This is a genomic window from Streptomyces chilikensis (genome assembly GCF_001642695.1).
Taxonomy (GTDB): Bacteria; Actinomycetota; Actinomycetes; order Streptomycetales; family Streptomycetaceae; genus Streptomyces; species Streptomyces chilikensis.
Genome location: NZ_LWCC02000082.1, coordinates 15,257 through 40,337 on the forward strand (window position 1 = coordinate 15,257; position 25,081 = coordinate 40,337).

18 protein-coding genes are annotated in these 25,081 nt (G+C 69.7%); 12 read left to right on the plus strand and 6 right to left on the minus strand.

Going from position 1 to position 25,081, the window contains the following annotated elements; genetic code table 11:
• Window positions 1-87: 87 nt before the first annotated feature.
• Both A2U95_RS32870 and A2U95_RS32875 read left to right on the plus strand, forming a co-directional pair.
• On the plus strand, window positions 88-1,287 hold the full coding sequence (locus tag A2U95_RS32870; protein WP_240957766.1) for a hypothetical protein: 1,200 nt from the start codon (window positions 88-90) through the stop codon (window positions 1,285-1,287).
• Between the two features lie 346 nt (window positions 1,288-1,633).
• Entirely contained in the window at window positions 1,634-1,891 is a 258-nt protein-coding gene (locus tag A2U95_RS32875) for a hypothetical protein (RefSeq protein ID WP_240957778.1), read from the plus strand.
• Between the two features lie 60 nt (window positions 1,892-1,951).
• On the opposite strand, the gene A2U95_RS23115 is transcribed toward A2U95_RS32875, so the two are convergent.
• Both A2U95_RS23115 and A2U95_RS23120 read right to left on the minus strand, forming a co-directional pair.
• On the minus strand, window positions 1,952-2,167 hold the full coding sequence (locus A2U95_RS23115; RefSeq protein ID WP_166026341.1) for a DUF397 domain-containing protein: 216 nt from the start codon (window positions 2,165-2,167) through the stop codon (window positions 1,952-1,954).
• Window positions 2,164-3,090, minus strand: coding sequence for a helix-turn-helix domain-containing protein (locus tag A2U95_RS23120; protein WP_420857039.1), 927 nt, complete (start codon window positions 3,088-3,090; stop codon window positions 2,164-2,166). Before A2U95_RS23120 ends, A2U95_RS23115 begins: the two co-directional genes overlap by 4 nt.
• Window positions 3,091-3,228: 138 nt before the next feature.
• Between A2U95_RS23120 and A2U95_RS23125 the strand changes: the two genes are divergently transcribed.
• The 4 genes from A2U95_RS23125 (at window position 3,229) to A2U95_RS23140 (ending at window position 7,578) form a co-directional block, all read left to right on the plus strand.
• Window positions 3,229-3,705, plus strand: a complete 477-nt coding sequence (locus A2U95_RS23125; protein ID WP_240957780.1) for an ATP-binding protein — start codon at window positions 3,229-3,231, stop codon at window positions 3,703-3,705.
• Window positions 3,706-4,081: 376 nt separating this feature from the next.
• Window positions 4,082-4,540, plus strand: coding sequence for a hypothetical protein (locus tag A2U95_RS23130; protein WP_166026343.1), 459 nt, complete (start codon window positions 4,082-4,084; stop codon window positions 4,538-4,540).
• 24 nt (window positions 4,541-4,564) lie between these two features.
• Window positions 4,565-6,865, plus strand: coding sequence for a hypothetical protein (locus A2U95_RS23135; RefSeq protein WP_166026345.1), 2,301 nt, complete (start codon window positions 4,565-4,567; stop codon window positions 6,863-6,865).
• A gap of 29 nt (window positions 6,866-6,894) precedes the next feature.
• Window positions 6,895-7,578: a hypothetical protein gene (locus tag A2U95_RS23140; protein WP_166026347.1), complete on the plus strand. Its 684-nt coding sequence runs from the start codon at window positions 6,895-6,897 to the stop codon at window positions 7,576-7,578.
• Window positions 7,579-7,678: 100 nt separating this feature from the next.
• On the opposite strand, the gene A2U95_RS23145 is transcribed toward A2U95_RS23140, so the two are convergent.
• Entirely contained in the window at window positions 7,679-9,001 is a 1,323-nt protein-coding gene (locus A2U95_RS23145; protein ID WP_166026349.1) for a DNA sulfur modification protein DndB, read from the minus strand.
• Window positions 9,002-9,300: 299 nt separating this feature from the next.
• On the opposite strand from A2U95_RS23145, the gene A2U95_RS23150 reads away from it, so the two are divergent.
• The 3 genes from A2U95_RS23150 to A2U95_RS23160 all read left to right on the plus strand — a co-directional run bounded on the left by A2U95_RS23150 (window position 9,301) and on the right by A2U95_RS23160 (window position 15,748).
• Window positions 9,301-11,727 carry an AAA family ATPase gene (locus A2U95_RS23150; protein ID WP_166026351.1) on the plus strand — a complete coding sequence of 809 codons (2,427 nt, stop codon included), beginning with the start codon at window positions 9,301-9,303 and terminating at the stop codon, window positions 11,725-11,727.
• Window positions 11,727-12,200, plus strand: a complete 474-nt coding sequence (locus A2U95_RS23155; protein ID WP_166026353.1) for a hypothetical protein — start codon at window positions 11,727-11,729, stop codon at window positions 12,198-12,200. The genes A2U95_RS23150 and A2U95_RS23155 overlap by 1 nt, the downstream gene beginning before the upstream one ends.
• A 365-nt stretch (window positions 12,201-12,565) precedes the next feature.
• Window positions 12,566-15,748, plus strand: coding sequence for a type ISP restriction/modification enzyme (locus A2U95_RS23160; protein WP_240957782.1), 3,183 nt, complete (start codon window positions 12,566-12,568; stop codon window positions 15,746-15,748).
• 13 nt (window positions 15,749-15,761) lie between these two features.
• Here the strand turns inward: A2U95_RS23160 and A2U95_RS23170 are convergent, their stop codons facing one another.
• Window positions 15,762-16,160 (minus strand): hypothetical protein, encoded by a 399-nt coding sequence (locus A2U95_RS23170; protein ID WP_166026357.1) that lies wholly within the window; start codon window positions 16,158-16,160, stop codon window positions 15,762-15,764.
• 514 nt (window positions 16,161-16,674) lie between these two features.
• Between A2U95_RS23170 and A2U95_RS23175 the strand changes: the two genes are divergently transcribed.
• From A2U95_RS23175 to A2U95_RS33425, 3 genes are all read left to right on the plus strand, one after another.
• Window positions 16,675-17,616, plus strand: coding sequence for a helix-turn-helix domain-containing protein (locus A2U95_RS23175; protein WP_240957785.1), 942 nt, complete (start codon window positions 16,675-16,677; stop codon window positions 17,614-17,616).
• A gap of 135 nt (window positions 17,617-17,751) precedes the next feature.
• Window positions 17,752-19,401: a sigma-70 family RNA polymerase sigma factor gene (locus tag A2U95_RS23180; RefSeq protein WP_166026361.1), complete on the plus strand. Its 1,650-nt coding sequence runs from the start codon at window positions 17,752-17,754 to the stop codon at window positions 19,399-19,401.
• Between the two features lie 92 nt (window positions 19,402-19,493).
• Window positions 19,494-20,831 carry an LAETG motif-containing sortase-dependent surface protein gene (locus A2U95_RS33425; protein ID WP_166026364.1) on the plus strand — a complete coding sequence of 446 codons (1,338 nt, stop codon included), beginning with the start codon at window positions 19,494-19,496 and terminating at the stop codon, window positions 20,829-20,831.
• Between the two features lie 115 nt (window positions 20,832-20,946).
• On the opposite strand, the gene A2U95_RS23190 is transcribed toward A2U95_RS33425, so the two are convergent.
• Window positions 20,947-21,336 carry a VOC family protein gene (locus A2U95_RS23190; RefSeq protein WP_166026366.1) on the minus strand — a complete coding sequence of 130 codons (390 nt, stop codon included), beginning with the start codon at window positions 21,334-21,336 and terminating at the stop codon, window positions 20,947-20,949.
• A 105-nt stretch (window positions 21,337-21,441) separates the two neighbouring features.
• Window positions 21,442-25,081, minus strand: a 3,640-nt coding sequence (locus tag A2U95_RS32890) for an FG-GAP-like repeat-containing protein (protein WP_240957788.1), incomplete at its 5' end; no start/stop codon positions are given.

Here is a 25,081-nt window from a genome sequence, read left to right on the forward strand (position 1 = left end):
GTCCGAACACGCACTTGATCACTCGGGCTTTCCTGTCCCCAACTGTTGGTGGACGTCCCGGCCCGCCCGCGCCCTGGGGAGTCGAACTTGTCTTTTCCCACGCATGACATGCTCAGTCAATTTGCTCACTACATGCGGATGAAGAACTTGGAAGGTTCCATGCATGACCGGCATCCCGAGTTGATCGAGCGCACCGAACTGAAGGAGTCCAACGGGTATAGCGTGCTGAGGATTGCCGTTGCTGAGCATGACGGGGTCGGCTTGGGGATGGTGCACCTGAAGCGCACTCCCGTCTGGTCTGTTATGGACCCGCTGGGACCTCACAAGACGTCGATCTGGCCCATCAGTACATGCAACGAGGTTCTCGTCGATGCCCTGCACGCACTGGCCGAGGCTCGTTTGTCTGGCTGCGCATTGGCGTCACCTTGGCGCTGGCAAGAAAGCGAGCCGACAGATCTCACGGAACTTGCTGACCTGCTGGACGCGAAGGAGGTAACCGTTCGACGGGTAGTCGGAGGGAACCGGTATTTTATGGCATCTGAAGATGACGATCAGCCGAAGCTGAAGATTCTAAACGGAAACTACGTCGAGGCCGAGTCCCATGACACAGTCGTCCGGATCTCTCTTACATCGCATCTGGGTTGGATGATGCACGTGTACGCACCTGAACTGAACGGCTGGGGACGCGTGGACCTCGGACGGGCTCTAGAACGTCGAAGACTTCCTGTACCCGGAGTGCCGCGCGGGCAGATGTCCCTCTCCTCCCTTGCGCAACTGCTTGCGGATGGGCCGGCAACTTGGGAGCCTGAGGGCCCATGGTCTCCAGAAGCCCTTGAGGAGACGCCCCGTCTGTATGCCGACTTGGACGGTCAGATCTCCCTCTTCCCGGATGACACACGCACTCACTCTGACCACCTGTCGGCCGATTGGATCGTCGAGTCAATACACCAGCAACTACGCCTTCTCGGTTTCAACGATATCGAGAAAGGTGATGTTGACAACCCTCTTCAGTCGGACACGTTCCATTTCGTATGGCACGACAGGGATAAAACTCTGTACACGTCCGATGTTCAACGCTTTAACGGTCTTGCGGCTGCCGCCGGCGATGAACTGCCGAAACGGTTGATCGTAATTTCCAGATCTGAGGTAAGTAAGCCCGCGGCATCCTTCGCGGACAAGGCGAAAGCCTTCATTTTCCGTTGTGACCCCGAGTGCGGCAGGCTTTATGGGTTGAACTCCCGCGCTGAGCAGGTAATGCCCCCTCACGGTGAGCCCCAACAGTGGTGAGGGCTTGCCAGGCTATCTCATGATTTTGTCCCTGACTGCCGCCGCGGCTCAGTGAAATTACGCCACGATCATGTCCGATTGGAATTCCTGACCTTCGTCCGTACCGTATCTCCCAACGCCGCAGAATTCGAGGACTGACCGTGAGTCGACTCTGGGACAAGCTGACGGGCACCGTTCGTCCGGAGGGTGCCGTGGCGCCGCGGTCGTCCGATGATGTCCGGGCCGCGATTCTGGCGCTCAACGGTCCTGGCGTGATCTACCGCGTACGCCCCGCTCTTCCTGCGGAGAGGGCCGACCTCGTGGCGGAGTGCGAGGTGCGAAGGGTGGGGTGAGACTGAGGTCCAGCATGCGCCTGGACGCCGATCGGCACGAGGTGAGGGTCCTCCACGAGCGGTGGGAGAACCGCTCGGCCAGCAACGCCAACGCGCAGTACGGTCGCGGTTCCGCTCCTGCCGTTTTCCGCCGGTGGAAGACGGAACAGGGCTCCCATGGCGAACGACGTCGCGTCGAGACCTACCGGTTAGATACCCGTGAAATGACTGACCCGCTGAAGAATGCCGTCCTCGCCGCAGAGTGGACCTGGCGCGGGGTCCTCAGGCTCTGACTCACGTGAAGGGGGCATGCGAAGAGGCACTGTGGCCGGGTCATGTCCCCTTCGATGCGATCAGGCCGGCAACTCCGACGAGGCCAGAGTGACGAGCCCGGACCATGCCTCGTGTGAGACCAGAAGCACGGGGCCTGCCGTGGTCTTAGAGTCGCGGACGCAGATAGCGGTGCCGCTGTCCGCGACTTCCACGCAGTCGCCGCCCTCGGTGCCGCTGTAGCTGCTCTTGAACCAGACAAGGCCAGACCGCACGGTCAGGGACTCGGCAGCGTTCATAGAGATCTCAGCACCCCTTCGATGAGTTCCAGTGACTCTCCCGGAGGGAGAGCCTGTGATCGGATGATCCCATATCGTGCGGCGGCGAGAACCCCTTGTTCAGGCTCGGTCTGCAGCGATCCGATGCCCTGTGCTTCCGCGTACACGAACTTCTTGCCGTCCTTGCGGGTGACCACGGTGAAGGGGCCGTTCACGCCGGCGTTGTCCTCGCGGTCAACCGGCATGATCTGAATCTCCACGTTCCGCATCTGCCCGATCAACAGCAGGTGCTCCAACTGTCCACGAAGGACATGCCGTCCGCCGTACGGGCGGCGCAGGATCGACTCGTCGAGCACAAAGCTAAGGAACGGAGCCGGTCGGCGCTCGAAGATATCCTGCCGAGCCAGCCGGGCCGTTACTCGCTGCTCAATGGTCTCTTGATCAAGTGGCGGGCGCCTCATGTCAAGCAGCGCCCTCATGTAGTCCTCGGTCTGCAGCAGGCCCTTGACCACCAGGGTGTCATAGGCGACCAGTTCAACGGCTTCCTTCTCCAGGGCCGCCATCCCCTGGAAGAACGTTGGGTACTGCGCCCGCTCCACCTGCTCCTTCCACAGACAGAGCAGCCCGTCAGCCCGCAGCACCTCATCGGCCCGCTCGATAGTCCGGGGTGATGGGATCCTCCGTCCCTGTTCGAACGCCGCAATGGTGGAGGACGAGTAGCCGAGGCGCTTGCCCAGTTCCTCGCGCTCCATCCCCTCGCGGACGCGTAGCGTCTTCATCGTCCGCCCGAACGCGGTGACGATGCCCTGCCCGGCGTCGCCGTCGGTCTGGCGGCCGGCATTGCTGCCGCCGGCCGGGCCGTCGGCGGACCCCACGTCCGCGGCGCCCGCTTCCTCGGTCGGCAGGTCCTCAAGGGCCATGCCCTCCACCTCGTCCACCACCATCTCCTCCCGTGCCAACGCCCCGGCCCAAAGGCCGTCACGCCGCACAGCGCCTACTCACGCACACACCCCGCGTACAAGCCACTGGTGTCGCTGCGTCACCACTGTTCACGCTACGCGACGGGCGGAAGCGTGGAAGGCATGACGACGAAACCCGGCGGCCCCGCCCTCGGCATCGGCTCGGACACTGGCCAAGCACTCGAGCCCAGCCTCGACATGCGCTTCACGTCGACCCCTCGTGGGGTCCGGCTCGCCCGGCGCCTGACAGCGGTCAGGCTTGACGCCTGGGGCATCCCGTACGGCTCGGACGCCCACGACGCGATCGTCCTGATCGTCGCTGAACTCGCCGCCAACGCCGTACGCCACGGCTGCGTTCCCGGGCGCGACTTCCACCTGCTCGTCCACGCCCCTGCCGACACGGACGTCGTCCGCGTCGAGGTGACCGACACCCGCGCCGAACGCCTGCCCCGACGCCCGTCCCCATCGCGAGCCGCCGACGCGGAGGAGGAGAACGGCCGCGGGCTGATCCTGGTGTCGCACCTGGCGAGTGCGTGGGGCTGGCGCCCACGGCTGAGCGGCCCCGGCAAGACCGTCTGGGCCGACTACGTGATCGCCTGAGTGGCGTGTGCACCGGAGACCCAAGCCCCCTGCACGGCCGTCGAGCAGCACCAGGGACTTCGGTGCCCAGCCCTTTCGCCAGGCTGGTCTCCAGCCGCTGCTGCGGTCGGTGGATTCGGACAAGTCCGTGTCGTCAGGGAGAGCGACGGTGCGCGCGGGGAGTGGCGTGCGGACGATCGACCGACGCCCCGTCGCCCAGTTCAAAGGGCACCGTTTCACGCACGGCAGTTACTGCCGGGCAGAGCAGAGCCGAGCGAATCACGCCACCGGCGATACAAGCGGTGAACGCCCAGCCCGCGTGACTGCTGCGACTGATGTGACTGACTGTTCAGGCTGGGCCGGTGCCGGCTCGGTCTCTCGGGGAGGACGTACGGTCGTGGCGTGGGACGAGTGGGCGGAGCTGAAGGCGGAAGCCGCAGCGCGCACGGAGCCGGGGATGCGGCTCAACCAACTGGATGCCCCTGCCGGCGGTGGAGGCGGCGCCGGCGGGGAGGACCTGGTCGTTCACGACGATCAGCTGGGAAAGCTCGGCAACATGGCCTTCGAGCTGCGGGAGCGCCTGCACCGCGACGGCGACTTCGCCCGCCCTGCCACGTTCCGGGCGTCCGTCGACCTGGCCAACGACGGCCTGGACACCGGTTCCGCCCTGACCGAGGTCCACGACGCGTGGAACACCCAGCTCCGCACGCTGCTCGAGGCATGCGCCCACATCTCCAACCACCTGGACTTCTCACGTGCGCAGCACGCCAAGGACGAGGACCACGTGGTGACGGGGATGCGGGACGCGGGCGGCCGGCTGATGTCGGTGTCGCGGATCAACGACTACTTCAAGTAAGCGTCGGCGAGGGGAGCAACCGCCATGGGGGACAAGCTGACCGCGGGAGAGCTCAGCAATCTGCGCCTGGGCACGCTGAAGGCCGCGGTGGACGACTGGAAGACCATGCTGCACCGGCTCCAGCTTCTCGCCGATGGCGGCGAGGGGGGAGTGAACGCGACGGATCTCGCGGCCAGGGCGGAGGCCGCGGACTGGAAGGGCGTCAACGCGACCGTGTCCCGCGCCTTCGTCACCAGGACCGCGGACCAGTTCGGGGATGCGGCAGCCCAGGCGAAGAGCGTGCTGGGCATCCTGAGGGACGTGCACGCCCGGCTCGGCAAGCATCAGACAGAACTGCGTGACCTGACGGAGGAGTTGCTGCAGCGCAAAATGATGGTCGAGCCGAGCGGCACGGTGAGCTATGTCGGGCCGTCCAGCCCGGTGGTGGACACAGGAGAGCCTCCCCAGGTTCCCAACAGTGAAGACATCGCCCTGGCACAGCAGAGGGTCGATCACATCCTTCACAGCGCGGCGGAGGTGGACCGGATCGCAGCGCGTGCACTGCGCGCGCTCACAGCCGCCCCGTACGACTTCACCGATGGCGGTGCGAAGAACCTCGCGGAGGCCGACCGGCAGCAGGGCGCGGCCGATGCCGCGAAGTGGGTGAAGGAGATCAAGGCGGGGGGTGTCGAATCGTGGAGCGAGGAGAAGATCGCCCGCTTCAACGCGATGCTCGAGTACCAGCGTGACAACCCCGGCTTCACCGAGCACTTCGCCACCGGCCTGGGAGCCGAAGGGACACTGCAGTTCTGGCGCGAACTGGCCGCGCCGTCCACCGGGTCACGCGACGGTGAGAGCGCCAAGTTGCTGGCGCAGGTGCAGGAAAACCTGAGCCTGTCGCTGGCCAGCGCGACGCACGTCGACAGCCCGGCCATGGATGCGTGGAAGAAGGACCTGATCGCGGCCGGCGGCAAGTCGTTCCCGCTGGGCGGCACGGGTCCGGTGCCCCTGGAGACGGCGCTGACCGCGACCAACCCGACCGGCTTCCAGATCATGAGCAGCCTGATGCACGAGGGCCGGTTCGAGTCGAAGTTCCTGCGGGACTACGGCACGGCCCTGATCACGAGCGAGCGCGAAGGCGGTCTGGACCCCGATCAGCGCTGGATCGACACCGCCTCCCTCGACTATCCCGAGCCGAAGGCGCCCAGGCCCAACGACCCGCTGGTCGGCTATCTGGAGGCGCTGGGCCACAACCCCGAGGCGTCGCTCGGCTTCTTCCAGGGCAGCACGGGCAAGGGCGATGACAAGCTCGACAACTTCGAGTACCTGATGGGCGACGGCACGGACTCCCGCGAATGGATCAAGACGTTCGACCGCAAGCACATCGGCTACGACAGCCTGGGCCACGCCCTCGAGTCGGCGACCCTCGGGTACGGCTACGACGAGTCGGAGCCGAGGATTCCCCCGTTGGACACGGCGGCGCAGCGAGAAGCGCGGGAGGGGCGGCTGAATCTCCTCCAGCAGGTGATGGCGACGTATCCCTCGGCAGACGCGGTGGAGAAGCACGACGGCATCGCGGACAGTCTGGGACGCATCGCCGCCGGGCACATCGATTCGCTCAACTACTCCATGGCCAACTTCGGGGGCGCCGGAGATTTCGCCGACCGGGACGGGTTCTTCAGGGCGGAGCAGAACGGACTGCGCGACCTCGGCGAAGGCTACGCGACCAACTTCCTCAGGGCCGTCGCCGCAGACGAGGACGCCCACGGTTCCCTGGCGGCCACGCAGCAGATCTACGGCGTCAGCCTGATGGCGAGCCAGGGGGACAACCACACCGCGGTGGTGAACGCCGGCATGCACAGCGTGATGATGCACGGCATGTTCGACGGCGCGCGAGCGGAAGCCATCGCCGGCGACTTCGCGGACGAGGAGGAGAAGCGGGCGATGGCGCTGGAAAAGCAGGCCAACTGGCGGGAGTTCGGCGTTGGCGCATTGGTCGGAGCGACTGTGGGGGTGGGCTCGGCAGTGATGGTCCCCGCAGCGGGCGCGGCCGCGATCGCCGTTCCGATCGCTTACGAGACGGCCGGCGGCGCTGCTGAGACGATGATGAGCAACCACACGGTCGACTGGCTCAAGGAGAACGAGTTCAAGAACGATGTGGAGGCCATCGCTTCGGTGCAGGATGCCCTGTTGGCAGGCCAGAACAGTGCCATGATCCCGCTGAAGAACTACATGGAGGAGCAGCGTGTGCCGGAGGACGACGTGGCGACGCTGTTGCGTGAAGCCCGTGGCGTGTACAACGACGGCGTGCAGGCGACCGACATGACCATCGTGAAGGTGGGCTGAGGATGCCGGGATCGCGGGTGAGGACGGCGGTGGCTTCCAGCGCTCTGCTGGTCGTCGCCGTCACCGGATGCGACGGAAGTGGTGACGGGAGCGTAGTCGCCCCGCGCAAAGCGCTGTCGGCCTGTGAGACATTGATCGGCCGGGAGGGTGTCGAGTGGGCCGAGGCAGCGGCGCCGGTCCCGGTCGAGGAAAGCACCCAGGGTCGGCTGGATCTCGCCAAGGCCGAGCGGTGGTACCAGTCGAGTGCCTATGCCTGGGATCCGTCGAAGGCCGACAAGACGCACATGTCGATCGACCCTCCCGTCTGCGAGATAGGCCCGGTCGGCGCGAAGGTGGAAGCGCGATCGGTGGAGATCAGTTACGGGGGTTCCATATCCGGGTTCGACAAGCTCGAGTCCGGTTCCGAGCAGCTGGGCGAGGGGGTCCGGGTGATCTCCGTGAATCAGGACGTACGCCTCGTCCTCTGGACGGGAACGAGGGACGAGACGCTGCGCTCGGTCCACGTCAGGTGCAAGGTTCCTCAGACACCCGAGGGCCAGGAGGACGGCATGCCGCTCCAGGGCATGATGAGCGACTCCTTGACGAACGACCGGGACGACAAGAACCGTCTCACCTATCTCCTGCGTTCCGCCCACGTCGTCGTCGAGGCCTTCGACTGCGAGAACCATCCCACCGTGCCCACTCAGCTGCCGGACGGCTGGCGATCAGGGTGAGCCTGCCCGCGGGTGGAGGCCCGGATCGGCCCCCTCGTGTCGTCGGCCGCCCAAGGGGCCTGCCGCGTGCGGCGGCAGGCCCCTTGGGCTCACGCTCCGCTCAGACCGGGAAGGAGAGCGCCTCGGCGCCGGTCGTCCCGCCCGCGGCCTGAGCCGGGATCCCGGCCGGGGTCTCGGCCTTCTCGATGATCTTCGCGTTGTGGTCCAGTCCCAGGGCGCGCTTGACCTTCTCGACCGCGATGTTCACCGGGCCACGGTTGGTGGCGACCTTGCCCTCGGCGAGGATCACGTTCCCCTGCCAGATGTCGGCACTGCGGCGCCAGTCGATCTCGGTGGCCAGGGCCTGGTAGAGCCGCTCGCGCTCGGCGGAGTCGGTCACCGTCTTGGTGATGTCGTGAGCGACCCGGCCGATCACCTGGAGGCCGCTGCCGGTCAGGTTGAGGTACCGCTCCCGCAGCTCGGGGATCTGGTTCGCGGCGTCGCCGCTGACGGGGAAGGTGACGATCGTCGTCCACGGCTCCATGTGACGGCACAGGATGCCGGTCAGGACGAGGGCCTTGCGGATCTCGTTCTCCTGCTTCTCGGCCGTGCCGATCACCTCGACACCGCGGGCGGAGACCTGGTCCTCACCGAGCGCCGCGTCGCCGAACAGGATCGCCTTGACCATCTGCCGCACCTGGTTGAGGAGGAAGGCCTTCTGGGACTTCTTGGGCAGCGTCGTCGACGTCATGTCCACGCGCTCGTGGAAGACCGGAGTGCCCTTCACGATGTCGTTGAGGACCCGGTTCATGGGCTCGCGCATGTTGTAGACGGCGAGCATGGAGGCGGGGATCGCCTTGGTCTGGGCGGCGTCCGCGAAGTCCTGGTGGACCCGCTCCAGGTCGCCCTCGACCACGATCAGGACGGCCATGCTGTCGTTCTCGAAGCGCTCGTTGACATCGAAGATCCGGGGCACGCCCGACTTCCCCTCCTGTCCGGCGATGGCGGTCAGGCGGTGCTGGCCGTCGGTGACCGAGAACCGGGTGTTGCTGTAGATCACCAGGAACGCCAGGCTGGGCGCCCCGCTCCACCCGCGGACGACGTGGACGGTGGCCTCGGCGACGTTCAGCGTGACCGGCGGCAGGAAGTAGTCGTCCGGGTTGTTGAGCATGTACTGGTGGATCGACTTCACGTGGTCCGGCATCTTCGGCCGGTTGTGGGCCTGGGCCGGGTTGCTGCCCTTGGTGGCCGAGTGCATGCGGACCTTGGTCGAGTCCGCGAGAAACAGGAACGGCAGCGCGGTCGAGATCATGGTCCGCTCGCCCTGCTTGAAGATCGTGCAGGGGATGTGCGTGGAGCCGGCCATGGCGATGGACTGGCTCACAGCCTGGGCGAGCGCCTCCTCGACGCTGTCGTGCTCAATAAGGTTGATCTTGGACGACATGGCGATCCCCTTCCGGGTGGTGGTGCCGTGGCGAATGACGGCATGACAACTGGCTGCGGATCAGCGCACGTTGTGGCTACGTCGGCGGCTCGACCTGCTGCGTGAGCAGGCTATGACCTTCAAGTGAGATCACCTAATAGTTTCTCAGATTTGCTTGATAACCCCAGTTATCAAGCTGTCGAGGATGCATGAACTTCCGTCTCTCCTACGGTGCTTGCGTCGACAGGCGGCCCGTCTGACGCCCAGCCGCTCCGTCTGTCGGTGCTCGTCCGTTCGTCCAACACCACGGGAGGCACCGCGTGAACACGATCGACCCGAGCACCTCACTCCCCCTGCCCGACCTGGTCGAGAGCCGGCTGGCCGGAGCGAAGCTCGCCGAGCCGGTGAAGGAACTGCTCCGCCAGGCGCTCGGCGACTCCGCCGGCGCCACCGCTCCCACGACGTCCGCCGGCCCCGTCTACCTCGGCAAGGTCGAGGTCACCGGCTTCCGCGGTATCGGTTCGAAGGCTGGGCTGCACCTGCGGCCCAGCCCCGGCGTCACCCTTGTCGTCGGCCCGAACGGATCCGGCAAGTCGAGCCTCGCCGAGGGCATCGAGACCCTGTTCACCGGCACCAACGCGAGCTGGGCACAGGGCAAGGACCGGGTCGCCAAGTGGCGCAACCTGCACAACGACGAGCGGTCCAGCGTCGAGGCGCAACTCGTCGTCGGAGACGACCGGTCGCGGAGCACTCTGACCCGTACCTGGGCCGGTGAGACGTTCGCCGACTCCGAGACCGTGTTCAAGCGGCCTGGACACGGCCCTGTGCCGCTCGAGCAGGTCGGCTGGGACGCGGCGATGCGGAACTACCGTCCGTTCCTGTCGTACGTCGACCTCGGCAAGATGATCAACGGCAGGCCGATGGAGATGTACGACAACGTCGCCGCCATCCTCGGCCTCGAGTACCTCAACGAGGCCTCCCAGCGGCTGACGGCCATGAAGAAGGAGATCGATGCCGTCGAGACGGCTGAGAAGGCGAAGAGGCCGCTCCTCGAACACGCGCTCAACGCGGTCGGCGACGACGACCGGGCACTCAAGGCCCTCATCGCCATGGACGAGAAGGGCGGTGGCCCCGACTACGCGACCCTTGACGCGCTGATCGTCGGCGTCTCGACGGCTGACGAGGGGCGGCTCTCCGAAGCGCGGCGGGAGGCCGAGGCCGAGGCCCTGGCGCCCGCTCTCGACGAGGTCACCGCACGGCTGGACGCCCTGCAGCGGGCCGTCGACGACATCGATTCCCTGAAGGGAACCGCCGCCGAGACCGCCAACACTCGCGCCGAACTGCTCACGGCCGCCCTGCGTTTCAGCGAGCGCCACGCCGACGACGTGGCCTGCCCTGTCTGCGAGTCGGAGCGGCTCCTGGACCGGACATGGGCCACGCGCGTCGAACGGGAGATCGCCGCGGCGCTCCAGGATGCGGCGGCGGTGCGCAAGGCGGACTCCGGCCTGCGCGTCGCCATGGCCGCCTTGCACGACATGATGATGGTCCCGCCGCAGATCCCTGTCGCGCTCACCGAGCCGTGGCTGGTGTGGTCCGAGTGCCGGAGCGTCAGCGACCCCGTCGAGCTCGTCCCGCGTGCACGGCAGGCCGCCGTGACCCTTGCCGACGCCTCCGAGGCCGTCGCGAGGAAGGCGCGCGAGGCACTGGCCGCCATGGACGAACGCTGGCGCGGAGCCGTCGACCTGCTCGCCGAGTGGGTCAAGCTCTCCCGCGAGGCCCAGGCGGCCAAGCCGCGCAAGACGCAGGTCAACGCCGCCCTGAAGTGGATCAAGGCACTCACCACAGAGGTCCGCGACGGTCAGCTGGAGGCCTTCGACGGCCGCGCCCAGCACATCTGGGAGAAGCTCCGCCGGCAGAGCAGCGTCGGCCTCAAGAAGGTCGGGCTGCACGGCACCGAGAAGGCGACCATCCGCAAGCTCATCATGGACGTCACCGTCGACGGCACCGATGCCCCCGCCCTGAGCGTGATGAGCCAGGGCGAGCTGCACTCCCTCGCGCTGTCCCTGTTCCTGCCCCGCGTCGCCACGGCTGACAGCCCGTTCGGCTTCGTCGTCATCGACGACCCGGTGCAGTCCATGGACCTCGCCAAGGTCGACGGTCTCGCCCAGGTGCTCGACGAACTCGGCCGCGAGCGGCAGGTCGTCGTCTTCACCCACGACACCCGGCTCCCCCACGCCTTCCGCAGCCAGGGGCTGCCGGTGACGGTGCTGAAGGTGGAGCGGGGTGAACGGTCCAAGGTGAAGGTCGACACGGCCACGGACCCGGTCGTGGAGGCCATCGACGACGCGATGGCGCTGGCCTTGACCAGGGACTGCCCTGAGGAGGTGCTCACGCACGTGGTGCCGTCGCTGTGCCGAGACGCGCTCGAGAGGGCCGTCGTCGAAGCGGCATGGGCGCGCCGGCGCCGGTCGGGACAGTCCGCCGAGAGCCTGCAGGCTGCCATCGACGCGACCGACCGGCTCCTCTCGCTCGCCTCCTTCGCTCTCTTCGACGACGGGGTCGTGCACCCCGACGAGGAGGTGCGGAGCCGTCTCAAGGCCCTTCACGGCGGTCAGAGCCCGACCCTGATCTGGCAGTGCCAGAAGGGCGCCCACCCGATGGGCTTCCTCCCGGAGGACCCGGTCCAGTTCGTCCGCGACGTCGAGAAGCTCGCGAAGAGCCTGCGCAAGCCGGAGGTGCGGGGCTGATGCCGACCACGCCGACTCTTCCGTCCCCCGACCGGGTCACTCAGCTCCTCGCGACCTCGGACAGCCTTCTCGCCGGCGGCCTGGGCGATCAGTTGACCCCGGTAGGCCGCCGCAGGGGTGCCGCCTACGCCCTCCGGATCGCCTTGGAACTGATCGTCGCCAGGACGCTGGAGCCCCGGAACAAGAACCTCCCCGAACTGAGCATGCGTGCCCAGCGGCTCTGCCTCCGCCACTACGTGGGTCACGCTCTCGCCTACCGTGTCGACGCGCTGTACGCCCAGCTGTGCCGGGGGTGCAAGTACCACCACGACGAGCTCGGCCCCGGCGACGTCCATATCCGGGTGTGGCGGGGGGAAGTCGACGCGCTCGACCGGGAGCTCGCGGCCGCTGCCGCCTTGGCGGGTTTTCCCGCCCAGGCCGGGCCGGAGCGGGCCGCGGCCGCCGAGACCGCGGATCAGCCCTCGATGAGCTGAATCACCCGCCCCGTCGGGAGGGGGCCGGGGCAGGCAGCGCCATCATGCCTGCCCCGGCGACCCCCTCGAACAACGGGGCGCAATCCGACAGCACCTTCGACGAAGTGAAGGCGTTGTTTCCTGCATCCGCCCGCCGAGTGAAGCCATGGCCAGGGCGCGTGGATGCACCATCCGCTGTGCCCTTGATACAACCACGGTTGATCTTGGGCGCTGGACGCTCCCTGGGGGGAACTGTGTCACTCAGCCCGTACAACTGGTTACGTGAAGCCGTCTCGGCCTTCGGAGCCGCCTGCAAGGTCAAACTGGCAGGCAGAGGTGGCCCGGAGGCCGCCATCCGGAGTCCGCTGGAACAGCTGTTGGCGACGGTGGGCAGGCATCACTCGCTCGCCGAGGTCAGCTGGCACGACGAGGTCGCCATCCCCGAACTCGGGGTCCGTCCCGACTACGCGGTGCGGGTCGACGGCGTGGTGAACGGCTACATCGAGGTGAAGAAGCCCGGCCTCGGCGTCGACCCGGAGACCTTCACGGGCCGCAACAAGGCGCAGTGGGAGCGTCTGCGCGACCTGCCCAACCTGCTCTACACCAACGGCACCGAATGGCGCCTGTTCCGCGACGGCGTCCAGGTCGGGGAGACGGTCCGGTTCACCGGCTCATTGAAGACGGCGGGCGACAAGCTCACGCCGGCCGACCCCTCGGCCCTGGACCTGCTGCTCCAAAACTTCCTGACCTGGGCACCGCGCCCGATCAAGCAGGTCTCCGCGCTCGTGCAGCACGTGGCGCCGCTCTGCCGGCTGCTCCGTGGGGCCGTGCGGGAACAGCTCGCGGCGGAGGCGAAGTCCCCCGACGAGGAGGGCGGTGCGCGGAACCGGCCGTTCTCCGGACTCAAGAACGACTGGCGCAAGCTGCTGTTCCCCACCGCGGACGACGCCACGTTCGCCGACGGGTACGCCCAGACCGTCACCTTCGCCCTGCTGCTGGCGCGCACCGAGGACATCGACCTCACGGACACGAACCTCCACGAGATCGGCCGGAGGCTGAACACCGGGCACGCGCTGATGGGCAAGGCCCTGCAACTCCTCACCGACAACGTCAACGAGCGCTTCGAGGTCACCCTGAAGCTGCTGCTCCGCACCATCGACAGCGTCGACTGGGCGACCATCCGCCGGGGAAACCGCGACGCCTACCTCCACCTCTACGAGAACTTCCTCACCGTCTACGACGCCGGCCTGCGGCAGAAGAGCGGCTCCTACTACACGCCGCTCGACGTGGTCGAGGAGATGGTGCGGCTGACCGACGATGTCCTGCGCACCCGGCTCGGCAAGACGCGCGGCTACGCCGAGGAGGACGTGAGGATCGTCGACCCCGCGATGGGCACCGGCACCTTCCTCCACACGGTCATCGAGAGGGTCGCCACGGAGGCCGCGGACCGCAGCGGCCCTGCGATGGCCAAGGACGCCATCGGCCGGCTCGCCGGCCGCCTCTACGGCTTCGAGCTGCAGATGGGGCCGTTCGCCGTCTCCGAGATGCGGGCCTCCGCTCTCCTGAAGCACCACGGCGTTCCGCTGCCCGAGGGCGGGCTCAACCTCTTCGTGACGGACACACTGGACAACCCGCACGTCGAAAAGCAGGAGCTGGCCTCCACCTATGACGCGCTCTCGGCCATGCGTCAACGCGCGAACCAGGTGAAGGGCGACATCCCGGTGACCGTCGTCATCGGCAACCCGCCGTACGACGACAAGGCGGAGAACCGGGGCGGGTGGGTGGAGAAGCGGCCCAAGGGCCAGGAGCCCCCGCTGCTGGACGCGTTCCGCCGGCCCGGCAACGGCCGGTACGAGCACGTCCTGAAGAACATGTACGTCTACTTCTGGCGCTGGGCGACCTGGAAGGTCTTCGACGCCCACGAGGCCGACCAGCACGGGGTCGTCTGCTTCATCACCCCGTCCGGCTTCGCCACCGGGCCGGGCGGCCGCGGCATGCGCGACTACCTGCGGCGCACCTGCGACGAGGGCTGGATCATCAACCTGACCCCCGAGGGAGTGCGCCCCGAGGTGAACACCAGGATCTTCCCCCAGGTGGCCCAGCCTCTCGCCATCTGCCTCTTCGTGCGGCGGGCCGACACGGACGCCACCCGGCCGGCACGGATCCACTACCGGGCCCTGTCGGGGAAGCGGCAGGAGAAGTTCGACCAGCTCAGGGCCATGGGGCTGGACGACAAGGGCTGGCGTGACGTGCACGAGGAGGACGTCCGGCCCTTCACCCCGGCCACACAGTCGGGGTGGGAGGACTTTCCCGCTCTGGACGACCTCTTCCCCTGGGGGAGCCCTGGCGTGAAGGCCAACCGGTCATGGGTCACAGCGCCCCATCCGGACATCCTCCGGCGCCGCTGGTCGCGGCTGGTCCGGGAGACCGACCCGGAGGCGAAGGCGGAGCTGTTCAAGGAGACCGATGCCCGCGGCTTGGACCGCACCGTCGAGCCTCTGTCAGGTCACCCTGCCCGCCTTTCCTCGCTCCGTGAAGAAATGCGCACCGAACCGGACATGACCCGTGTCGCGTTGCGCAGCTTCGACAGGCAGTGGTTGGTCGCCGATCACCGCGTGCTCGACCGTGCGCGCCCGGATCTGTGGGAGGCGATGCGGGATGGCCAGCTCTTCCTCAACCAGCAGTCCTCGCACGTGATCGAATCCGGTCCGGCCGTGATGGCGACATCTCTGATCCTCGACACCCACCATTTCAACGGCCGCGGCGGCAGGAGCATGCCGCTCCTCCACCCCGACGGGACCGCCAACGTCCCGGCAGGACTCCTCGCCCACCTGTCGGCCGCGCTCGGCCTCGGGAAGGAGATCACGGTGCACGACCTCGCGGCGTACACCGTCGCCGTGGCAGGGCACTCCGCGTTCACCGAGCGGTTCACCGAGGAGCTGCTGACGCCCGGCGTACGGCTTCCGCTCACCCGCGCCAAGGAGACGTGGGAGAAAGCGGTCTCCCTGGGCGCCGAGGTCCTGTGGGCGCTCACCTACGGCGACCACGGAGCCTGCCAGGAGGCCGGCCGGCCCGCCAGGGGCGTCGAGTTCCCCGTCGGCGACCACCGGCAGGTCCGCTACCTGACGCACATCGGGACGACGCTGCCGGAGCGGATGCGCCATGACGCCGAGACCGAGACCCTGCACGTGGGACAGGGTTCGTTCGCCCCGGTGCCGACGGCGGTGTGGAACTTCGACGTGGGCGGAATGCCGGTGTTGAAGAAGTGGTTCGGGTACCGCAAGGCCTCCCCCAACAGCAAGAGGACGAGCCCGCTGGACGACATCCACGTAGAGGTCTGGCCCGGCGAATGGACGGAGGAACTGGTCCAGTTGCTCTCCGTCCTCCGGCGCCTGGTGGACCTGCTGCCCGCACAACGAGAGCTGCTGGCCGAGGTGCTGGACGGTCCAGTGATCACGGAGAAGGACCTCACGAGTGCGGGCGTGCTGCCCGTGCAGCAGACTGCCCGCAAGGCCCGGCGGGAGAACTCCCTGTTGAAGGGACTGTTCGCCCAGGATGACGTCGGCTGAACCGATGGGACGGTCAGGTGGTGGCCCGTATGCTGCCGACCGCTTCCTCCAGGGAGACGGTGCCCTGCGCCAGCCGGCGCAGGGCATGTGGAACGCGCCGCCGGTCGATCGCGGTCGCCTCCTCCGCTTCGAGCACGTCGGCGAACGCCGCGACCTCCGCGAGCCGGCACACCGCCTTCTCGTGCTCGGCCCGGTAGTGGACCGCCGTACCGGCGGAGGTGATGGCGAGACTGTCCTCGGACTCCTGGATCAGGCCCAACCACAGAAGCCCCGGTACGGCGTCCGACAACACCTCCTCCGCCGACAGACCGCGAGCAGAGACGTCTGCGGCCCGACGGGGCATCGGGGCGAGCTCGAGTTCCGCGAGCAGCGCGTACTGCGTGGTTGTGAGGTCAACGTGCGGGATGGCCATGAGGCCATGCCTAGCACGTCCTCGACCGTTCGCGCCGGACCCCGCGGGCGTCAATCCTCGGGGCTGGTCGCCGCCGGCCCGGCCCGCGCGCGGCCGGCGGGCCGGGCACCCGGAAGGGCCCCGGCCTGATCAGGTCCGGTCCGGTCAGAACAGGGCTTGTACCCCCGGTGGGCCTTGCCTGGAGAGATGCGACCGGGTGCTGGGTTTCCGTGCTCCGGGGCTTCGGGTGGCTCCACAGACAAAGAACTGGGGGAAAGAACCACCAGCCAAGCCCCTCCCTCCTCCCGTCGCGGCGGGGCGGCACGCTCACACGAGCGGGTGAATATGCCAACGTGGGCGCGTTGAGGGTGGTTTGCGGGCTTACGATCGGGCCAGACAACCGCAGACACGAGACGGCCCCCGCCGGGACGGCAATCCCGGACGAGGGCCTGACCACCTAGGAAGAGAACGCTTCCTGATGGGTAAAACGCATCGTACCGGGCGCGCGCATGACGCCTCCCGGTGTGGCGGGGTCGTGCACGAGAGGCACCGGCACGACTCGCACTTCACCGTCGTGGGCAACCACCTCGCGCAGCACAGGGACCTGTCGTTCACCGCGATGGGGGTGGCGGTCCACATCCAGTCGTTGCCGCCGGGGGCGCGGGTCGACATCAAGACGCTGGCGCGGGACAGATCCGAGGGGACGACCCGGATCGCCGCCGCACTGCGGGAGTTGGAGCGGCACGGGTACCTGCGGCGCGAGCGGACACGCGTCGCCGGCGGGCGGATCGTCACGCGGACCGTGTACTGCGACAAGCCGGGTGCCGCCGGTCGCCGTGACCTCGCGACGGGACCGGCCTCCACCCCGACCGACCCGACCGACCCGACCGACCGGCCCACCCCGACCGACCCGACCGCACGGCCCACCCCGTCCACCCCGTCCACCCTCGGGGCCGGAACGGAAGCGGGACGGGACGAACAGGCGGGGTCGGCCGCACCCGAAGGTTCCCCACAGTCCGGGTCCGGGGCCGGGCGGAAGAAGCGCAAGCCCCTGCCCGCCGTGCCGCAACCGCACTTCTCCCGACCGGAGCTGGTGGAGCGAGCCGTGGAACTGCTCACCGGACTACGCCGTCACGCACCGGAGTTGACGCTGTCGGCGTGCGACGTGGAGCACCTCACACCCGGCGTCGTCGCCTGGCTGGAGAGGGAGGCCACCCCACACACCGTTCGGCGGGCGATGCTCCACGGACTGCCCGAGGAAGGGCTGCGCAGGCCCGCCGCGTTCGTGGCGTACCGACTGACCGCGGACCTGCCCGCCCCCCTGCCGGCTCGCGTCCCACTGCCCGCCGCGGAGCGCCCACCGGAGCGGCACCCGTTGCGCAACTGCGAGCAGTGCGACCGGGGTTATCGCGGACCGGATCCGCAGCGATGCCGGGAGTGCGTCCCGGACCGCGACCGCTCGCCGGCCCTTCGCTGACGTCGGCGGGCATGTCGGCCGAGCGTGGCGTCCGGAGCCATGTCGCCGGTGCCGGCTCCGGAGGAGCACCGCTCCCCGATGACCGTGCGAGACTGTGCGCCGATTGTCATACGGATTCGGATCGAGTGCAGGCCCATGAGCAACCGCAGCGTCACCGACCGGAGGCGGCGGAACGCCGTCAGGAGCCGGCATGCGCCGGGTGTCGTCGCCGGTGACGGGCGGACCGACGCGCAGTTGACGGCCGTGCTGCGCGACGGCGGCGCGGCGGGCGCGGGCGCGGCCGAGGAGCTCTACCGCCGCCACGCCGACGCCGTCCTCGCGTACGCCCGCACCTGCTGCCGCGACTCCCACTCCGCGGAGGACCTCGCCTCGGAGGCGTTCACCCGCACGGTGCAGGCGGTGCGCGACGGAAAGGGCCCCACCGAGGCGTGGCGCCCCTACCTGCTGGCCGTCGTCCGCCACACGGCGGCCGAGTGGGCGGAGCGGGCCCGACGGGTCGACCTCGCCCCCGAGTTCGACGAGTGGCTGGACACCGCGGCCCCGTACGGCGGCCCGGCGGAGCACGGGCCGAGCGGCGAGGACCGCGTGTTGCGCGCGGTGGACGACGGCCTGGTCGCGGCCGCCTTCCGCGCCCTGCCCGAACGGTGGCGGGCGGTGCTCTGGCACTCCGTCGTGGAGGAGGAACCCGCGGCGAAGGTGGGGACGTTGCTGGGGCTCGCCCCCAGCGGGGTGTCCTCGCTGACGGCCCGGGCCCGCGAGGGGCTGCGGGAGGCGTACCTGGCCGCGCACGCCGAACAGGGCGCGGTCGACGAGGAGTGCCGCAGGTGCAGCGGGCGGCTCGCCGCGGCGGTGCGGCGGGCCCGCCCGCGCCGGGACGCCCACCTGGACCGGCACCTGCAGCAGTGCGGGCGCTGCCGCAGGGCGGTCCGGGAGCTGACCGACCTCAACCAGCGGCTGCGCGTGGTGCTCCCGGCGGCGTTCCTGCTGTACGGCGGGCGCGGCTACCTCGAGGCACGCGCCGCGGCGGCGACGACGGCGTCCGGTTCCGCCGCGGGCGGCGGGGTGACCGGGGCGAAGGCCGCGGTCCTCGCGGCGGGCACGGCGGCGGTGCTGTTCGGCGGCTGGGCGCTGTGGCCCGGCGGCGGGGAGGAACCCGACCGTCCGGCGTCCGCGGCGAGCGCCGGGCCGTCCTCCGCCGCCCCGCCGTCCTCCTCCGCCGCCCCGGCCCCGCGGGCCCCTTCGGCGACCGCGAGCCCGTCACCGGAGGAGTCCGCGTCCCCGTCGCCCTCGGCGGCCCCGAGCCCGCGGCTCTCCGCCCTGGGCGGGCCGAGCACCTTGCGCTTCGTGTCGACCGGAAGCTGCATGGAGATCCCGGGCGGCGCCGCGCAGTCCGGTGTCCGGCCCGTGGAGGCCGCCTGCGACGGCGGCGCGGCACAGCGCTGGCTGCTGCTGGAGCCGTTCGCGGGGGATCGGGCGCGAACGCAGGTGCGCAACGAGGCGACCGGCCAGTGCCTGACGCGCTCCGGCAGCACCGAGGACCACGCGCCGGTGACCCAGCAGCCCTGCGACGCCGCGCGGGCGACCCAGTTGTGGAACCTGTGGACCGACACCGCGAAGGGCGAGGCGGCCCTGCGGGACGACACCGGCACCCGCTACCTGGGTCTCGTCGAGTGGGCCAAGGCGGACAAGGACCAGGCGCACGGCTCCGCCGTCGGCACCACGCGCTACTACTACGGATCCGACTCCATGAGGTTCCTCTTCGAGCCCACACTCCTTGGAAGGTAAAAGAATCGCAAAGCCGCGGGACGGCCTGCGGACGGCGGACTCCTCCCTCTCGGAAGCACTCCCCCCCCAGACCTTCCGAAGGAAATGAATCCATGAAGACATCCGCCCTGGGCCGCATCGCCCTGGCCACCGGCATCACCGCGCTGACCGCCGGCCTCATCCCCACCACGGCGCACGCGGACGACGCCACGGTGGAGCGCAAGGTGCTGCCCGTCCTGGTCGAGTTCTCCGACAGCTCCTTCCAGTACCCCGACAAGGTGAAGGAGAGCACGCCGGACACCTACTTCGGCGCGAAGAAGGACTCGCTCGCCTCGTTCTTCTCCGAGCTGTCGCGCGGCCGGTACAACGTGGTGCCCGTGGTCGACGACCAGTTCGTCGGGCCGATCAAGCTCCCGATGGCCGCGAGCTGCAACCACGGGGAGATCAACACCCTGACGCAGAAGGCGCTGGCCGAGAAGGGCTTGGTGCGGGGCGAGGACTACGACAGCCTGTCGATGGTCTTCCCCGCGCAGAAGACCGGTTGCGCCTGGGCCGGCCTCGGCTCCGTCCCCGGCCCCTACACCTGGATCAACCTCTACGGCACCGCCAGCGGACTGGGCGTGGTGGGCCACGAGTTCGGGCACAACCTGGGCCTCGGCCACCAGATGCGCTCCGTGTGCACCGACGGGAACCTGGTCGACTGCAAGACGAACGGCACCAGCGCCAAGTCGATGATGGGCGGCGGCGGTCCGGCGATGGGCATCTCCGCGCCCGAGATGATCCGGGCCGGCTGGCTCGACGACGGCGAGGCGGTCAAGGTCACCGAGTCCGGTACGTACAAGCTGCGTTCGCTGCACGGCGAGGGCGACGGCGTCCGCGCGCTGGACATCCCGATGGGCGAGGACCGCCTCGTCGTCGAGTACCGCCACGCGGCGGGCTCCTTCGACCAGAACCTCGAGGGCGTGCACGCCTACCGGGTGCCCAAGGGCAACTACGGCTCCTCCTCGCTGATCGACCTGACCGAGGCGAACAAGACCGCCGGCAACGACGCCCCGGCCGAGGCGGACGCCATCACGTCCCTCAAGGACGTGGCCAGCAAGGTTTCCTTGGCCGTCACCTCCTCCGGCGACGGCGGCGCCACGGTCAAGGTCTCGCTCAACGGCGAGGACCTCTCCGCCGTCGCGGACGCCCCCGAGGAGACCGCCGCCCCCGCTCCGGAGCACACCGGCACGGACACCGACGCGGGCGACGGCCTGCCCGAGGGCGCCGAGGCCAAGAGCGGCGGCCAGGAGAAGGTCACCGGGGCCGAGGGCTCCGAGGCCGGGGGTTCCGAGAACCTCGCCGCCACCGGTGGCGACTCCAGCACCCTGCTGCTGGCCGGCGGCGGTGTCGCGCTGGTGGCGGCCGGCGCGTGCGCCCTGTCCCTGATGCGCCGCCGTCGGCGCGCCTGACCCGCTCGCCGGGTCCCGGCCCTCGTCTTCCCGAGGGCCGGGACCCGGCCGCCATCCGCCCTTCGGATACTGAGCGCTTCAGCGTCCCGACCGGCCGGCCGGCAGGGACGGCCGGTCAGCCGAGGTAGTCCGCGCGCCCCTCGTCATCGAGTTCGAAGGGCCCTTCGGGGATGACGCAGAATTCGTTGCCCTCGGGGTCCGCCATCACCAGGAACCCGCCGGCGTCGTACTCCTCCAGCCGGCGCCCGCCGAGCGCCTCGACGCGTTCCTGCTCCGCGGGCGGGTCGGGGGAGGTGATGTCGAAGTGCATACGGTTCTTCCCCGGCTTGGGCTCGCCGGTTCGCTGGAAGCCCAGTCCCAGGCCGTTCTCACGCCGCAGCCACACGTAAGGGCCCATGCGGCCCACGACTGGCCGGCCAAGCAGTTCGGACCAGAACGCCGCAAGCCGCTCAGGGTCAGCGGCATCGACGATGAGGGCGTTGATCCGCAGGGGTGAGTCCGCCATGCCCTGATCCTCTCAGGGCGCACGAGGCCGCTCGGCGTCGGTCGCCCCAAGGGCCCCGGCCGCGGGACGGAATCCCGCGGCCGGGGCCCTTGCGGTCCGGTCCGGTCAGAACAAGGCCTTGTACCCCTGCCAGCCGGTGGCGATCTTCACCCGGCTCGAGAACGAGCCCTTGCCGTTGCCGTTGTTGCGGTACAGGTTGCCCGAGGTGTCGCGGACGACGAGGTCCGCCCTTCCGTCACCCGTGATGTCACCGACACCGACCACGGCGTTGTACGTCGAGCCCCAGGCGTCGAACACCTTGACCCGGGACGCGAACTTCCCTCCGCCCGTGCCGTGGTAGCGCCACAGGTCGTTGGCGGAGTCCTGGGCCAGCAGGTCTCCGTGCCCGTCGCCGTCGAGGTCGCCCGCGCCGAGGATCTTCTTGTAGGTCCACTTGTCGTACAGCTTGACCCGCGACGACAGCTTGCCGCCGGAGGTGCCCTTGTACAGGTAGACCGCCTTGGTGGAGGAGTGACGGGCGATCAGGTCGGCCCGCCCGTCGCCCGAGACGTCGCCCGGCGAGGTCAGCAGGTCGTACTGGTTCCAGCCGGTTCCCAGCGACACGTACGGGGCGGACGGCGCGAGGGCCTTGCCGCAGGCCGGACGGTAGGACCGCAGCGAGCCGTCGGACATCCGCACCAGCACGTCGTTGCAGCCGTCGGCGTCGACGTCACCGAACGGGACGGCCCTGACGGAGGTCGGCCAGCCCGAGGCACTGGTCCTGCCCGAGAACGCGCCCGTGCCGGCGGAGCCCTGCTGGAAGGTGAGCCCGCCGCTGGAGTTCAGCGTGAGCAGGTCCCCGACGCCGTCCGGCACCGCGCCGGCGCCCGCGTGGTCGCGGAACGCCGCCACCACGGTGCGCGCGGCGGACTGCGCCGTGGTGCTCCGCGAACCGCTCCTGACCGCCGTGACGGTCACGCCCACCTTCTTGCCCCGCAGCGAGGCGGGAACCGTGAAGGTGGCGGACGTGGCGCCCTCGACGGCCTGGCCGTCGGCCGTCCACCGGTAGGTGTACGAGTCGGCGGCCGGGGTCCAGGAGCCGGTGGTCGCGGTGAGCTTCGCCCCGACCCGGGCCGCGCCGGTGACGACCGGCGGCGCGGTGTTCTCCAGCGGAGCCGGATCCACCGTGAACGATCCCTTCGCGTACTCCCACCCGTTGTGGGTGATGACGCTCAGGCTCCAGGCGCCCGGCTCCAGGCCGGTCAGGTCCAGGGCGGCCGTCATGGACCTCCGGTCCGCCGCGACCTCGGTCCCGGTGGACTCGACCTGCTTCCCCGACCGGCTGATGCGCACCTTGTCGTCCTCGTGCAGGGCGGTGCCGGTCACGGTCACCTCGGTCCTGCTCCCGCTGACGCCGGTGAGCGGGGCGACGGTGCCCACGCCGACCTTCTCCGTGCCGCAGATCGTGGACGAGCAGACGAGCTCCGCCCGGTACTCGGTCCGTGAGGCGTCCTCCGGCAGACCGACGACCAGGACGCTCGGGGAGACCTCGCGCGAGTACGGCTCGCTCACCGAACACCGGTAACCGGTGGGGACGTACAGCGTGCAGCCGTTGTCACGGCTCGCGTCGTACAGCGCGGGGACGGCCGTCCGGGTACCGCCCGCGGTGTCGCTGACGACGAAGTCGAAGCGGTCCGCGTAGGCGGTGGGCAGCGCGGCGCAGACCGCGGTGTGCTGCTCGTCCAGGGTGCCGGTGATCGGCCCGTAGCCGTAGGCGATGCTCGGGACGTCGGCGCACTCCTCGGCGGGCCCGTCCGGCGTGCCGATGCGCAGGGCGTCGAACCGGTAGGACTCGGCGGCCTTCAGCGTCAACGGGACGGTGACCAGCACCTGGTAATGCGTGGAGCCGGAGACCGCGCACGCGCGGTTGCGGTGGGAGCAGACGCTCGTGCCGTCCCCGTCGAACGCCAGGATGTTGGCGGTGCCCAGCGGGTCGCGGACGTCCAGGTGCAGGGTGTCGCCCGCCGCCGCGGTGGTCACCTGGTGGCAGCGCAGCTGCCCCGGCGCGGCGGGGGTGCCGCCCGTGGACGGGCCGCCCACCGCGGTGGCGGGGGTGGCCGCGCAGCCCTCGGCGGTCGCGGTGACGTCCCGCCGGACGAGGCGGTACTCGCCCTCGTGGTCACGGCCGCTGACCAGCACCGTGTGCGCCAGTCCGGGGGTGAGGCGGCAGGTCGTCCAGGTGGACCGGGAGGGGTTCACGTAGCAGGACTGCCTGCCCTCCGCGTCCACCACCGTGAACTGGGCGGTGGAGCCGCCGGAGACCGTCTCCAGCTGGAGGATCTCCGCGGCGCTGTGGTCGTCGGCGGGGATCGACAGGCAGTGCGAGAAGACCCCGCCCCCCATGGTGAACCGGGCTTCGGCGGTGTCGGAGCCGAAGCTCCCGGCGGGGAGGACCGGGCAGTCGCTCACCGTGTCCGTGCGGTGCAGGGCGACGCGGTAGCCGCCGGTCGCCGGCTCGTCGTCGTCGGTCGAGACGAGGAGGCGGAACGGTGCGGCGCCGGTCAGCGCGCAGCTCCCGTCACCGAGGTCGTCGTCGGAGCACCGCTGGGCGCCGTCGGCGTCGAGGACGGTGAGGTCGGGCTCGGGGCCGCCTGTGTGCAGCGGCGTCAGGGCGGCCGCGCGGGCGCCCTCGGGCAGCGGCAGGGTCAGACAGTCGATCTCCCCGGCGGCGGTGAACTCCCCCGCCCGGGTGCCGAGTCCGGCGGGCTCGCAGCCCTCGCTGCCGGCCCGGTCGACGACCAGGGTGGAGTGGCCGGTGAGGACGGTGTAGTCACCGGCCTCCGGCAGGGAGCAGGGGGACTCCCACGTCTCGCACACGGTCCTGCCCGCCCGGTCGAAGACGGCGAGGCTGGCGCGGGTCGTGGAGGCGACCTCGTACACGCCGTAGCGTCCCGCCGCCGGGGCGGTGAAGGTCTTGCAGCCGGTGGACGGCTCGACCTCGGTGGGCGCGGAGCCGTAGGGGTTCACCGGGACGTCCGCGCAGCCGGCCGGGTCCGAGAGCCGGCGCACCTTCAGGGAGTACTCGGCCGGGAACCCGCGCTCGGCGTAGGAGACCCACCCCAGTACCCGGTACGGTCCGTCGCCGGGCAGGACGCAGCCCTTGCCGCCGTCCTCGTTGGAGGACGGGCAGATGTGCGCGCCCGACTCGTCGGTGATCCAGCTGCCGGCCTCGCCGTAGGCGGTGGTGCGGAAGTCGACGGTGATCCGGTCACCGGGCTCGGCGGAGAACGGGTGGCAGACCAGACCGACCTCGGAGGCCGAGGTGCCGATGACCGGAGGGAGGTCGTAGGACGTTCCCGTCTCCTCCGCGCAGCCCTCGGTGGTGGCCAGCGGAGTGACCGTCACGGGAATCTCCCGGGCGTCCCACTCCCCGTTGACGACGTTCAGGGTGAAGGCCCCGGCCCGCGGGAGGTCGCACCAGCCGGCGCCCCAGGCGGGGTCGTGACACTCCACGGGCTCCTCGCCGTCGAGGACCGTGACGTAGGCCTGGCGGTTGGGGTCCACCAGGACGCGGTGCATGCCGGGGGCCTCGGCGGTGAAGGTGAGGCAGACGCTGCCGTCACCGGGGACCGTGACCCGCTTCTCCGCGGCGCCCGGGTCGCCGAACGGCGCGGGTGGGATCTCGGCGCAGTCCTCCGCCCCGGAGGCGGCCGCGCCGGCCGCCGTCGCGGCGGCCGCGCCGGCCGCGCCGGCCGTGGCGGCCGTC

Excerpts from the sequence above, each read along its gene's own strand:
- A2U95_RS33425 (WP_166026364.1), top strand. The coding sequence starts at position 19,494 with ATGAAGACATCCGCCCTGGGCCGCATCGCCCTGGCCACCGGCATCACC.
- A2U95_RS23180 (WP_166026361.1), top strand. The coding sequence starts at position 17,752 with ATGAGCAACCGCAGCGTCACCGACCGGAGGCGGCGGAACGCCGTCAGG.
- A2U95_RS32875 (WP_240957778.1), top strand. The coding sequence starts at position 1,634 with ATGCGCCTGGACGCCGATCGGCACGAGGTGAGGGTCCTCCACGAGCGG.
- A2U95_RS23155 (WP_166026353.1), top strand. The coding sequence starts at position 11,727 with ATGCCGACCACGCCGACTCTTCCGTCCCCCGACCGGGTCACTCAGCTC.
- A2U95_RS23145 (WP_166026349.1), bottom strand. The coding sequence starts at position 9,001 with ATGTCGTCCAAGATCAACCTTATTGAGCACGACAGCGTCGAGGAGGCG.
- A2U95_RS23115 (WP_166026341.1), bottom strand. The coding sequence starts at position 2,167 with ATGAACGCTGCCGAGTCCCTGACCGTGCGGTCTGGCCTTGTCTGGTTC.
- A2U95_RS23120 (WP_420857039.1), bottom strand. The coding sequence starts at position 3,090 with ATGGTGGTGGACGAGGTGGAGGGCATGGCCCTTGAGGACCTGCCGACC.
- A2U95_RS23170 (WP_166026357.1), bottom strand. The coding sequence starts at position 16,160 with ATGGCCATCCCGCACGTTGACCTCACAACCACGCAGTACGCGCTGCTC.
- A2U95_RS23190 (WP_166026366.1), bottom strand. The coding sequence starts at position 21,336 with ATGGCGGACTCACCCCTGCGGATCAACGCCCTCATCGTCGATGCCGCT.
- A2U95_RS23125 (WP_240957780.1), top strand. The coding sequence starts at position 3,229 with ATGACGACGAAACCCGGCGGCCCCGCCCTCGGCATCGGCTCGGACACT.
- A2U95_RS23135 (WP_166026345.1), top strand. The coding sequence starts at position 4,565 with ATGGGGGACAAGCTGACCGCGGGAGAGCTCAGCAATCTGCGCCTGGGC.